Source organism: Pyrococcus kukulkanii (genome assembly GCF_041647995.1).
In the GTDB taxonomy this organism is placed as follows: domain Archaea; phylum Methanobacteriota_B; class Thermococci; order Thermococcales; family Thermococcaceae; genus Pyrococcus.
In genome coordinates this window covers 146,994-159,518 of the sequence record NZ_JARRIB010000003.1, presented here as the reverse complement: position 1 = coordinate 159,518, position 12,525 = coordinate 146,994, and the positions used below count along the sequence as shown (strand labels likewise).

General features: G+C 46.4%; 10 protein-coding genes. 5 read left to right on the top strand and 5 right to left on the bottom strand.

Going from position 1 to position 12,525, the window contains the following annotated elements; genetic code table 11:
* Window positions 1–15: 15 nt before the first annotated feature.
* Both P8X24_RS07150 and radB read left to right on the top strand, forming a co-directional pair.
* Window positions 16–648 carry an MBL fold metallo-hydrolase gene (locus P8X24_RS07150; protein WP_372914887.1) on the top strand — a complete coding sequence of 211 codons (633 nt, stop codon included), beginning with the start codon at window positions 16–18 and terminating at the stop codon, window positions 646–648.
* 10 nt (window positions 649–658) lie between these two features.
* The gene (radB, locus tag P8X24_RS07145; RefSeq protein ID WP_372914885.1) at window positions 659–1,315 is read left to right on the top strand and encodes a DNA repair and recombination protein RadB; all 657 of its coding nucleotides are present in this window, start codon (window positions 659–661) and stop codon (window positions 1,313–1,315) included.
* On the opposite strand, the gene P8X24_RS07140 is transcribed toward radB, so the two are convergent.
* From P8X24_RS07140 to P8X24_RS07130, 3 genes are read right to left on the bottom strand one after another with little or no spacing between them, the layout of a single operon-like run.
* Window positions 1,305–2,699 (bottom strand): ATP-binding protein, encoded by a 1,395-nt coding sequence (locus P8X24_RS07140; RefSeq protein ID WP_372914883.1) that lies wholly within the window; start codon window positions 2,697–2,699, stop codon window positions 1,305–1,307. The genes radB and P8X24_RS07140 overlap by 11 nt on opposite strands.
* 55 nt (window positions 2,700–2,754) lie before the next feature.
* Window positions 2,755–4,164, bottom strand: coding sequence for a DUF402 domain-containing protein (locus tag P8X24_RS07135; protein ID WP_372914881.1), 1,410 nt, complete (start codon window positions 4,162–4,164; stop codon window positions 2,755–2,757).
* Complete coding sequence (locus tag P8X24_RS07130; RefSeq protein WP_372914879.1) at window positions 4,130–4,816, bottom strand: hypothetical protein; 687 nt, start codon at window positions 4,814–4,816, stop codon at window positions 4,130–4,132. The genes P8X24_RS07135 and P8X24_RS07130 overlap by 35 nt, the downstream gene beginning before the upstream one ends.
* A gap of 89 nt (window positions 4,817–4,905) precedes the next feature.
* Between P8X24_RS07130 and P8X24_RS07125 the strand changes: the two genes are divergently transcribed.
* Genes P8X24_RS07125 through moaA form a run of 3 tightly spaced genes read left to right on the top strand, consistent with a single transcriptional unit; the run spans window position 4,906 to window position 7,650 of the window.
* Window positions 4,906–5,769, top strand: a complete 864-nt coding sequence (locus P8X24_RS07125) for a DUF835 domain-containing protein (RefSeq protein WP_372914877.1) — start codon at window positions 4,906–4,908, stop codon at window positions 5,767–5,769.
* Window positions 5,675–6,682 carry a tRNA (guanine(37)-N1)/4-demethylwyosine(37)-methyltransferase Taw22 gene (taw22, locus tag P8X24_RS07120; protein ID WP_372914875.1) on the top strand — a complete coding sequence of 336 codons (1,008 nt, stop codon included), beginning with the start codon at window positions 5,675–5,677 and terminating at the stop codon, window positions 6,680–6,682. Before P8X24_RS07125 ends, taw22 begins: the two co-directional genes overlap by 95 nt.
* A 47-nt stretch (window positions 6,683–6,729) precedes the next feature.
* On the top strand, window positions 6,730–7,650 hold the full coding sequence (gene moaA, locus P8X24_RS07115) for a GTP 3',8-cyclase MoaA (RefSeq protein ID WP_372915332.1): 921 nt from the start codon (window positions 6,730–6,732) through the stop codon (window positions 7,648–7,650).
* Between the two features lie 93 nt (window positions 7,651–7,743).
* Here moaA and P8X24_RS07110 read toward each other — a convergent pair whose 3' ends face one another.
* Both P8X24_RS07110 and P8X24_RS07105 read right to left on the bottom strand, forming a co-directional pair.
* Window positions 7,744–9,186: a replication factor C large subunit gene (locus P8X24_RS07110; RefSeq protein WP_372914873.1), complete on the bottom strand. Its 1,443-nt coding sequence runs from the start codon at window positions 9,184–9,186 to the stop codon at window positions 7,744–7,746.
* A gap of 6 nt (window positions 9,187–9,192) precedes the next feature.
* On the bottom strand, window positions 9,193–12,510 hold the full coding sequence (locus P8X24_RS07105) for a replication factor C small subunit (RefSeq protein WP_444851863.1): 3,318 nt from the start codon (window positions 12,508–12,510) through the stop codon (window positions 9,193–9,195).
* Between the last annotated feature and the right edge of the window lie 15 nt (window positions 12,511–12,525).

Below are 12,525 nucleotides of genomic sequence, written 5' to 3'. Positions count from 1 at the left end.
CTGGAGGCTTGGCCAATGAAGATAGTCTGGTACGGTCACGCATGCTTTCTCGTGAAGACGAAAGGCGTGAGCATTCTGATAGATCCTTATCCTGATGTAGATGAGGACAGGATGGAGAAAGTTGATTACATCCTTATAACTCACGAGCACATAGATCATTACGGCAAAACTCCCCTAATAGCGAGGCTTAATGACGCTGAAGTAATAGGGCCGAAAACTGTTTACCTCATGGCAATAAGCGATGGCCTCACGAAGGTCAGGGAAGTTAAGGCGGGCCAGACATTTGATGTTGGGGATGTTGAGGTTGAAGCCTTCTACACCGAACACCCAACGAGCCAGTACCCCTTGGGCTACCTCATAAAAGGCGAAAAGAGCGTTGCACACCTTGGGGATACGTACTACAGTCCCACATTCAAGGGGCTTAGGGGAAGGGTTGACATATTATTGGTTCCAATAGGAGGGAGATCAACTGCGAGCGAGAGGGAGGCGGTGGATATAATCGACATAATAAGGCCAAGGATCGTCGTTCCAATGCACTACGGAACTTACGGCTCGGGAAACGTTGAAGGCTTTAAGCAGGAATTGGTTAAGAGGCGCGTTTGGGTTCTTGTAAAGGATCTCAAGCCCTATGAGGGCTTTGAGGTATGAGGTTTCAGAGATGCTAACTACGGGGGTTAAGGCTCTAGATGAGTTGCTTGGGGGAGGCGTAGCTAGGGGAGTTATCCTGCAGGTCTACGGTGCTTTTGCCACTGGAAAAACGACTTTTGCAATGCAGGTTGGCCTTTTGAATGAGGGGAAGGTTGTTTACATCGACACCGAAGGTGGTTTCTCTCCCGAGAGATTGAAGCAGATGGCTGAGAGCAGGGGGCTGGATCCGCAGAGGGCTTTGGAGAAGTTCATACTTTTTGAGCCCCTGGATTTTAAGGAGCAAAGGCGGGTAATATCCAAACTCAAGACTGTCGTTAATGATAAGTTCTCCCTAGTTGTTGTGGATTCAATTACCGCTCACTACAGGTCAGAGGGCAGTAAAGATCACGGTGATCTAGCTAAGCAACTTCAGGTTCTCCAATGGCTTGCTAGAAGGAAGAACGTTGCTGTAATAGTCGTAAATCAAGTGTACTATGACTCGAACTCCAACACCCTGAGACCGATAGCCGAGCACACCTTGGGCTACAAAACAAAGGATATAGTGAGGTTCGAGAGGCTGAGGGTTGGGGTAAGGGTTGCCGTTCTCGAGAGGCACAGGTTTAAGCCCGAGGGAACGATGGTCTACTTCAAGATTACCGATAAAGGGATAGAGGATGTTAGCGAATGATATCTCTAAGGTCAAAAGCTAGGACTCCTTCCTCCCTTAGCTCTTCCTTATCCTCAATCCTTCTTGCTATTATTCCAAACATATAGGTACCTTTAAGTGGGAGTAGCTCTGCTTTTCTCTCTAACTCTCTTAAAATTCTCCCTGCATCTTTTAGGTTTAGATCCCTCCACTTTACCTCAAATAACGCAACATTATGTCTGTTGTACGCTACAATGTCCACTTCCTCTCTCTTGTGCCACCATCTGCCAACACGTTCGGGTTTAAAGCCAAGATCAAGTTTTTTCACGAATTCCTGGGCTATCTTCTCGTAAGTTTTGCCGACAAAGGGCTTAAATTCAATTTTAAATTTCTCAAAGACTTTCTCAGGATTTTCCTCCAACATCGTGTAGTTGTGATAGATGAACCTAAACCAGAAGTTGAAGAACTCATCCTTTATCCTGTATGCGACTTTCCTCGTCTTCAGCGGATTTTCGGTGACGGGAACTTCTCTCATCAGGTATTCATAGTTATTAGTTAGCTCGCTTAGATATTTCCCCACGGTCAGAATTTTCATTCCAGTCTTGTCACTTATCTCCTTAGGCGTGACGTAGCCCAGGCTCACGGCCTCAAGAATTGAAAAGTATGCCCTATAAAATCTCCCAAACTCTAATTTGAGGACGTTTAGGCCTTCCTCTCTGAGTGGGGCAAATTCATCGAAAAATAGGGCTTTCAACGTGTTAAATACATCTCCCCGATGATAGCGCGGAAGGTAGAGGAGATACTTTGGCATTCCACCCAGTGCTGAATACAATTCAACGAAGTCTTCCGGACTTATATTGATGCGTGACCGCACGAAGATCCAAGAATTCCAAAAATCGAAGGGCTTAAGCTTTATCCATTCATCAACTCTACCAAAGAGTGGCTCTTTTCTGTCCATAAAGATGCGCTTAATCATGCCAACGTATGAACCAACCGCTATTAACATCAAATTTGAGCTTTCCTTCTTTTCATCCCAGAGTTTTTGAAGTGATGAGAATAGAGAAGGTTTTACTGTCCTGAAGTTTTGAAACTCATCAAAAACAACTACTAGCTTTTTCTTTTGTGAAAATTCAAGTAGGAAATCGATCATCTCCTCTACCGACGTGAACTTCAGTTTTATGTACCGTGGGATGTGGGGGGAAAGCTTGTCCTCAATTTCTTGGAGGTATTCCTCGAGAAGCAGGGTTTCATCTTTCTCACTAACGAAGAAGTAGAGACCGAGCTTGTCTTTTAAGAATTCTTTAACGAGGGTAGTTTTCCCTACCCTTCTCCTTCCGTAGATTACCACAAAGCTTGAGCTCGGGAAAGAATAAATTTCGTTGAGCTTTTCGAGCTCGCGCTCCCTATCGTGAAACATATTACCCATCGAGTATATTACCAAATTAGTAATATTTAAGGTTTTATCAAAAATATAAGAAAAGTCAGATCCTGTCGAAGACTTCCTGGGTTATCTTTAGAACGGCCTTGTATAGTCTTTCGCTTATTATCCCATCGTCGTAGTGCTCCTTGAGCTTGTCTTTGTCGATTATCTCCTTCTTTCCATCGGGCCACCTGACGATGTCAACTTCAAGATCAATGTACCTTGCTTTGTCCGGATAAATCTCAACTGGAGTGTTTATGTTATAGAATTCTCCCTTTAAATTGCCCTCCTTATCATAGTACCTGTGCACGAACCACCACTTTCCAGCCTCTATCTCAGTTATCGCATAGTCCCCATGCTCTATCGGTATCTCAAGTCCATCGTAGAACTTCCCGGGCCTGAGGAACCTCTTCATCTTCACCTTAAGCGGGTTCGTTGAAACCTCTATTATCTCTCCTGGGCCTATCTTTATCACCTGGCCATCTGGCTTAACGTGATTCAGCGTGAAGAGCCAGCCAACTTTTGGCCCTTTATTCGTGACAACGGCCTCTATGAAGCCTTCACTAACCTTCTGCCTTTGGGAAGGCATCTTCGCAAGTATCCCCTCGGCAACTTCAACGGCTAAGGTGAACTCAGGATCGTAAGACTTGAATTGGTGGTGCCCTTCGATGGTTGGAACTACCTTGTGCCTTATCTCGTCGAGCTTCTTCTTCGTTCCTCCCCCGAACTCCACATCGTAGATTTCCCTTCCCTCTATGATCTCGGCTGGCGCTGAGTACTTGTCTGCTTCCTTAAGCCTGTCTGCTATCTTTGACAGCCTTACGAGCTCATCTCTCAAAGTGTTCCAGTCCTTGTAGGCTGCCGCCGTTCTCCAGAGAACTCCCCACTCACCGAGATCAACGCTCAGACCGAGTATCCTAAGCCTCTCCCTCTCTTCTGGATCCTTTATCTTCCTTGAGATCTTTACGTGCCTCTGAACTCCTATGGGCTTTGGAATTAACACCGCGTAGTCCCCAGGGATCGTTATAAGAACGCTGAGGTGGGGGAGAACGTTGTGCTTCTTAACCTGAACCACGACTTCATCTCCTTCCGTAGCATCTGGGAGTTCTTCTATTAAAACTGTTCCAATGGCGTTTCCTATGTCGACGTAAACGTACCTCTCGTCCCTCTTTACAACTATTCCCTTGTATATCCCGTAGAGCTTGTAGGGGAGCTTCCTGAAAAATACGTCAATGAACTCCTCCTCTAAAACCTTCTTAACTTCCTCAACCTTCGTTCCAACGATTGTAATCCCGTGGTTCTTGTCGTATATGTCCACGTCAAAGTCCTCGTAGCTCTTTTCGATGCCGAGCCTTTCGGCAATAACATCGCTCGGCTGGACTATCTTAAAGCCCCTGTCGAGGAAGAGCTTCGTTAGGGCCGTGCTATAAATCCCCCTAATCCTCACCGCTATCTCTGACTCTGTAGACACTTTCACCACCTCTTTCCATCCTCTCCGTTATCCCAATGAGCGTTAATGCCTCCAGTATATCTCGAATTTCATCTCTCGGAATTCCAGTCTCTCGCTCTAGATGCCTCACTTCAACCCACTTAAGCCCCTGAGCGTTCAGCGTTCTCAGCAAGAATTCTACCTTAAATATGTCTGAGGGCCTATCATAGAGAAGCCTTAAGAACTTTATCAGGAGGGTGAAATCCTTAACGATTTTCTCTGCCCTTGAGATTCTCTCCATAAAGTGGGAGGGGATGCCGCCTTTATCCATTATCTCCATGAATTCTGCATAGGTAATCATGGAGTTGAGGTTTTCAGTCAGTATGTAATCGTAGTTTCTGTTAAACTGGATAATTTTTCTGATTGAAAACTCCAATCTGTCCCCCTCGTTGAAGGTCGCCAACGCATCCTCAATTAGCCCTTTCATCTGCACAATGAGCCTTAAGGACTCTTGAACGTACCTTTCAAACTCCCTTCCCAGCTTAAAGGCCTCGTCACCGATCTCCGACAAAATCTGTATTTCCTTGTTTAGAATTTGGTAGCATTCGCTCAGCGCCTGAAAGTCCCTCAACAGCGGCAATTTTTCCTCAAAGCCCCTGTGAAGTGTCCTGAGATTTTTTAACTTTTCGATCAAAATGACCCCCTGTTTATATTTCGGCGGTTAACTATATCAATTTTCTTCCCAAAATGATATTACCCTCCACCGCCAAAATAATAAGTGCAATGATAGGGGTTGTGTCTGGGATAATAGTTACACTACTGTCTCTAGCGATAGTGATGTATGTGTTTCCGCTCGAGAGGGGCCTAGTTGGGGAAATCAAAAGATTCATCAGAATAGTTATAGTTTCCCTTCTTCTGTTGGCCCTTTCAGGGGTCTTCATAGTCCTTGAGGCAACGTATCACGGCAATTACTGGATGCCCGCGGCCGTGCTTATAATGACATCTTACCTTCTCCTAGTAAGTGAGGCTGTGAAGTACATAATAGCCTTCTCGGGCAAGGAGAGAAGAGGAACTGGAGGGGCTTATATAATTAGGAGGGATAAGGACATTGAGTTCCTCGTCCACACACTTTCAGACTCTGGAATACCCGTACTGCTGATAACTAGGAAGAGGCCCGACTCCACAAGAAGGGGAGTTCAGGTTATCTGGGTGAGCAGGGTTGGGGATGGCGTCAGCCCTACAGATCTCCACAGGTTGCTCAATGAGATCATAAAGTTCCTCTCTGGGGTTAAGGGTAAGGGGGTTGTAGTCGTTGATTGTGTTGAATTTTTACTGCTGTACAACGAGTTCAAGGCCGTGGCAAAATTCCTGTTCACGCTTAAGGATCATGTTCTAATGAGCGGCAGCTTCCTCATAATTGGAACCAGCCCTGAGGTGATAGGGGAAAGGGAGTTTAACGTGCTGAGGGAGGAGTTCCCTGAAGCTTCGGTGGAAAAGGTGCTCTCAAGGCTACTTCCCCAGGGCCTCTTCGGAATTGTGGGGGTGCAAAACGTTGGTGGCGGTGAGGGTGGAGAAGAGAAGAGCCAAGGAAGTTCTCGAGATTCTAAAGGAGAAGGATCTGCTCGATGGCAAGAGAAAACCGATTAGAGATGGTAACTATGTTTTCTTTCCAGTGACAAATGGCGAATTGGCGAAATCCCTGGGGTTGGAGGTTGTTGATATAAGCCTACCTATGAGGCCGGAGAGGCAGATATACAAGAATCTTGCGGATCTGCTCCCTAAAGATATTGTGGAGAGGCTAGGAAGACTTGACGTGATTGGGGATATAGCCGTGATAACAATTCCTGAAGAGCTCATGGACAAGGTTGAGCTAATAGCCCGAGCACTAAGAAAGCTTTACCCCCAGGTGAAAGTTATTGCGAGGAGGGGTTTTCACGAAGGAAAGTACAGGGTTAGAAAGCTTGAAGTCATTTGGGGTGAAGACAGGCTTGAAACGATTCATAAGGAAAATGGGGTTCTGATTAAGATCGATCTCGCTAGCGTGTTCTTTAATCCCAGGATGAAAGGTGAGAGGTACAGAATAGCCCAACTTGTGAGGGATGGGGAGAAGATATTGTTGCCTTTTGCAGGGGTTCTTCCATATGCTTTAGTTATAGCCAGAATGAGGGAGGTTAAAATCACGGCCGTAGAGCTCAATCCTCGGGCCGTTGAGCTAGCTTATGAAAACATCGAGCTCAACAAGAGGTGGCTTAAAGGTAAAATTGAGGTAATACATGGAGACGTGTTCAAGGTTCTCCAGGAACTCCCAGAGTTTGATAGGGTTATAAGCCCCACGCCAAAAGGTGTAGATGCCCTATCCTTGACCCTATCTAAAGCTAAGAAGTACCTCCACTACTACGACTTTATTCACGAAGATGAGATTGAGGCCTTCAGGGATAGAATAATTGAGGAGTGCAAAGGGCAGGGAAAAGAGTGCTCGGTTAAGGTAAAGAAGATAACAGATTATAAGCCGCACGTCTACAAGGTGTGTGCCGACGTTGAGATTAAACAAAACCGTTAACGCAAACGCTTATTTTTATCATTTTGCATGTCATCTTGGAGGTTGCAATGCTGATAGACAGGTTCGGAAGGCCCGTGACAAATCTAAGGATTTCACTAACAAAGGAGTGCAACCTAAACTGCTTCTACTGCCACAGGGAGGGACAGCTTGACGGAGAGCGAAGGATGACTCCTGAGGAGATAGAGAGAATAGTGAGGATAGCCTCCCGCTTGGGAATTAGGAAGGTGAAGCTCACGGGTGGGGAGCCTACTATAAGATCAGATATCATGGAGATAATTAGAAAAATTAGGCCCTACGTCATTGACCTCTCGCTCACGACTAATGGGACGACCCTCTACACCCTAGCGGAAAAGCTCAAGGAGGCTGGCCTTGATAGAGTAAATATAAGCCTCGACACGCTTGACAGAGAGAAGTATAAAATGATTACCGGCTTTGACGTTCTTGATCAAGTTTTGAAGGGAATAAGAAAGGCTACAAGGCTTTTTCATCCCGTAAAGCTCAACATGGTGGTTATGAAGGGGATTAATGATGACGAGATCTGGGATATGATAAGGTTCGCCGGGGAAGTCGGGGCGATCCTTCAACTGATAGAGATAGAGGTCCCCAGGGAGATGGAAGATTCCCAATTCTTCAAGGACTTCTTCTATCCCTTAAAGCCCTTGGAGGAAGAGTTCGAGAAATTGGCCGTAGAGATAAGGGAGAGGAGGATGCACAGGAGGAGGAAGTACTTCCTCCCAGTTGATGGGAAAATCGTTGAAGTTGAAGTTGTAAGGTCGATGCACAACACTACCTTCTGTATGAACTGCACGAGACTAAGGTTGACGGCCGATGGGTACCTTAAGACTTGTCTGCTTAGGAAAGACGACTTAATAGATATCCTGGGGCCCATGAGGGAAGGTGCCAGTGATGAAGATTTAGTTGAAATATTCAGGAAGGCAATTCTGCTGAGGGAGCCCTACTGGAAATAGGTAATGTAGAACCATCGTGGTATTGTTCATTCATTCTTAGCTTGGGATTTTAGGTATGCAAAAGAGCAGAAAAGAGGAAATGTAGAGTAGAGCTCATTTCTTCCCCAGGAAGTCGAAAAGTGTAACCTGCTTCCCTTTTTTCTTTTCCTTGGGCTTTTCTTCTTTTTTCTTCTCTTCCTTCCCCTTTATTTCTTCTTCAACCTCTTCTTCCTCAGTTTCTTCCTCTGTTTCCTCTTCAATTTCCTCTTCCACCTTTTCTTCAACCTTCTCCTCTTCCCTCTTAGTTAGCTTGAGCTTCCTCCTCAACGCTAAGGCCTTCCCCCATATTGTCCCCGCGTTCTCCTTACCCGCTAGGAACTCAACCTCCTTCTCGCTCAATCCTAGGAATACCGTGAAGTGTGCCGCTAAATCTAGATTGTTCTCGAATATCGTCCTGATGATCTTCATTGTCTCTATGGCCTCAAGCTTGCTCATGTGCATCTCTCTCATTATCTTCTTTATGATAGAATCCCTGAGCGACCTTTCCTCCTTACTTTCCGCTAGCATCTTTAGGGTGTTTGGTGGGTAGAACTTGGCGAAGCCTCTCTTCTTCGTTCCTGCCACTGCAACTCCAGCGGTCATCATGTCTATCGCGTACTTCCACAGTGAATAGTTCCCCGTTCTTTGGGCTCTGCCTAGGTAAATGTCAGCTTTGCTTATTGCTTCGTAGGCTTTTGCCATCTCTTCCGGCTTGAGGTACATATGTGGAATATTTTCATCTACCCACAGCAGGAACTCATCCGGCGTCATATCAAGATTCCACGTAGCCATCTTCGCCCTCTTCACGTTGTCGCTCCCGAACACCAGACCCAACGCCTGGAACACCGTCTTCTCTACATCCCTGTACGCTAGAACCTGCTTTGCATCCTCGTAGCCTCCAACTACAACGGTCTGCAGATCGTTTATCGCAGCTCTTAGGTCACCGCTGGATCTCTTGGCTATCTCGTACAGGATGTCCTTTGGGACAGTAATCCCTTCCCTTTTTAGGATTCTTATAAGGGCGTTCATTACATCCCTAACGCCGAGCCTCTTGTACTCCACTAGCTCTGCCTTGTCCCTTATCTCCTTTGGAACCTCCCAGTACTTGTTCGCCGCCATTATTATTGGGTTCCTCGCCCTGTCTATCAGCTTTGCAATCTCCCTTGCCCCACTGGGCTCTATGTTGTCCGCCTCATCGAGAAATATCAGCTTCCTCCTCTTCCCCAGGATGTCCATGGTGTACGCTGCCTGCACGTACCTCGCTATCTTCTCGTAAGTCCTCTCATCGCTCGCGTTCAGCTCGATTACCTCGAAGTTGTATTCATTCGCCAGTGCATATACCGTGGTGGTTTTGCCGCTTCCTGGGGGTCCTGCCAGCAGTAGGGCCTTTTTCTTTGGCGGATTACCGTGGAGCCACTTCTCTATCCACGACTTTACTTTCTCAATGGCATCCTCCTGATTAACTATCTCGCTCAGCCTTCTTGGCCTGTACTTCTCAACCCAGGGAAGCTCTGGCATCTTCCATCACTTCTTGCCTATTAGGGTGAACTGGGCAAGCAGGGCCTCGAGCTGAATCATTTCATTTGCTCCCTCAACCAGACGGAAGTTGTACTCGCCTATCTTGTCTGCTAGTTGGACCTTCTTTGGCTCGCTTATCGGCAGGTTGAAGACCTCCTTGTGCATCTGAACCAGAACGTCTTCTCCGCTCAGCCCCTGCTTTAAGAGAATCTCTCTCAGCTTCTCCCTAGCCTTGAGGAAGTTGCCCTCTAACGCTAGGAGCATCATCTCCCTGATGTCTTCCGGTCTGGCCCTGCTGGCTACCATGAATACGTTCTCATCTGTTATCTTCTTGTCCAAAGCTGCGGCAGCCTGTAGGATATTTATCGCCCTTCTCATGTCGCCTTCAGCGATGTAGAGGATCGCCTGCAGGCCTTCCTCAGTCAGCTCTAGCCCCTCGTTTTCGGCTATAAACCTCAATCTTTTCGCTATATCTTCATCACGCAACGGTCTGAACCTGAATATGGCACATCTCGACTGGATGGGCTCGATTATACGTGAGGAAAAATTACAGCTTAGGATAAATCTTACATTGCTCGAAAACATCTCCATTGTTCTCCTTAAGGCCTGCTGGGCGTCCTGGGTTAGTGCATCTGCCTCATCAAGGAATATTATCTTGAAACTCGCTCCTCCTATGGGCTTTGTCCTTGCAAACTCCTTCACCTTCTCCCTAATGACGTTTATACCCCTCTCGTCTGAGTTGTGAAGGAGAACTGGTATTTCGCCTGCAAAGAACATCTCGTTTCCTGGGACGCTAACATCGTAAACGAAGTCGTTGTACTCAACTAGTTCAATCTTCTTCACCATTAGGGCGTGTAGATCTGTGTAGGCAAGCTTCTTCAGAGTTTCGAGAATTCTCCTCTCGCCCTCGTTCAGTTTGTCCTCGTTTATCATGTCTATGATTTTTCTTAGTGTTTCCTTCCTGACTCTCTTCTTCCCCTCGTAGAGCTGGTGCCTTAGCTCGTAGTGCCAGTTACCCTCTATCGCATGTTCGATTTTCTTGAGCATCTTAACTATCGGCTCCGCTGGGAGCAACTCTGCTTTTGCCCACTTCATGCCACCTTTCCATATCAGCCTGGCCTCACGCTCGAATATGCTTGCTTCTATTCCAGAAATCCTCGCGAGCCACACGACGTCTATTAGCATGTCCCTTGAAACTGAAGATATCCTGATTACACTCTCCCACTCTCTACTTCCATCGCCATCCGCGAGCCCTCTCAGGAATGCTATTCTCTCATGGATTGGGAACTCAAATACGAACCCAGGAACTCTCTTGTTTTCTGCCCTCCTTCCTTCTCCGTCGTAGAAGCTCTGTTCAAAGAACTTCGCCAGTTGCGTGTTTAGGAGCCTAACCTGGTAGGCAGTTTTCCTTGATCTATTGAACCCTGAGGAGATGTAGTTCTCGTAGACGCTGATTCCTAGCCTTTCTGCGAAGTCCCTTACCTTATCTATTAGTTCTTTTTCGTGGGCTCCGAGGGTGTAGATAACCTGACCTGAGGTTTCTCCTCTGAATCCGACGGCACCTTCAGCCGCGTAGAGACCCAACATGTAGGAGATTTCTTCATCAACCGATAGCTCATTGAATATCTTTGTCCTTGATGTTTCCCTCACGCTGTACTCGGTAAGGTCGAGGATATCCAAGAAGCCCTCGAGATTGGTCGTGAAGCTCAGCAGTATTGAGCCCTCTTTAAGCTCGCTTGCCTTTATCGTTTCGAGGCCGTTTTCAGTGAGAACGATAACTGAGTGATTTCCAGTTAGCTCGAGCTTTCCTCCTCCCTCCAAGTGCACCCTTAGAATTACGGGAACGCGGTGGCGGATTATCTTGCTGACCTTGGCCCATCTGACGCGATAGTTTTCATCGACTGTCAACACTTCAAGGTTATCAACGTCCTTGTACGACACTTCCCCATCGTCATCGTCAAAGTACATCTTATCAAGTTCCGCAAATGTTGTTCTCAAAATCCTGCCGTTGATTCTAACCAGTATGGGGGTGTCTTTTGAAACTGAGGCATTTAATTCAAGGAAATTGTGTCTCCAGTTTTCGCCAAATAACTCCCTCGCAAGGGCCAAAGCGGCTGTTGTGTTGTGGAGAACCGTTGGAAGGTTACCTCCTATAAAGTTGTGGTAAGTTGGAACATGGAGGTCGTATATTATGAACTCTCCAGTAAGCTTTTCCACGCTAATTATCTCATCCCACAGGAGCTCGTTTTGGGCTAGGAATATTATGTATGCTATCCCTTCTCTTATCTCTTCATCCTTGAGTAACTTTGGGTTTCTCTCAACGCGGTAGTAAATCTGCTTCAGCATCTCCCAGGGATCTGATGCTGAAATGTTAAGCCTCTTCTTTAACTTTTCGATTATCTTCTCACTTATCCTTGGGGTAGCTCCAACGTTCTTGTGAATTATGACATTTTCATTCCTAACCTCAACGAGATAACCGATTGCAGTTAATGCGTAAGCTATCTCCTCAGCAAGCTCTCTGTTACCGACGTAAATAACGTTGCCTTTCCTTCTGCATCTTAGGTAAGCCTTTAAGAATGAAGCTAGGCCCAGCCAGCCTTCTCTTGGAATTCTGTTTGTGTTCTTCACAAGCTCAAGAGCCTTTTTGGACTTTACCCTGTTCCCAACTATCTTGGCATCTTCAAACAGCTTTTTGGTTAGCTCAAAGAACTTGGTATCTCCATTAAAGACTATCCACCCCTCTTCAATCTTTCCACATCCCATGAAGTAGCCGAGCCATTCTGCAACCTCGCTCTCCTCAAGCTTAGCTGGTAAGTAACTTGGAACTGCTAACCTATCCCCAGGCCTTAACTCTTCGGCTTTGACCCACTCTATCCTTCCATCCTTTCTGTTTACAAGTAGTGGATGGTAGGGGGTAACTTTCAGCTCCCTTCCAAGCCTCGTCCTTATCCTAACGATCTCCTTGCTCTTGTCCTTGTATACGTATTCCACTGGAAGTTCTCTCAACCTGCCATCTTCATCGATACCTAGTACTGTCAAACCCCTTACTGGTGTTGGACCGAACTTTCCGCCGCTGAGCCTTTCAACAAGCTCTCCAATTGTTGTTAGTTCTCCGTTGGCTATGACTTTTGCATCTCCCGTTAGGCACTTTCCAACGCCAGGAGGCCCAGCGAAGAGTAGATGAGGCATTGAGCCTGTTTTAACGTAGTGTTTCAGCCTTTTAACGATATGCTCTTGTCCAACAATGTCATTAAGCTTTTGAGGCCTGTACTTTTCAACCCAAGGCTTTTCAAGAACTTTTACTTCCCTGACCTCTTCGGCCATCTTTCACGCACCTAA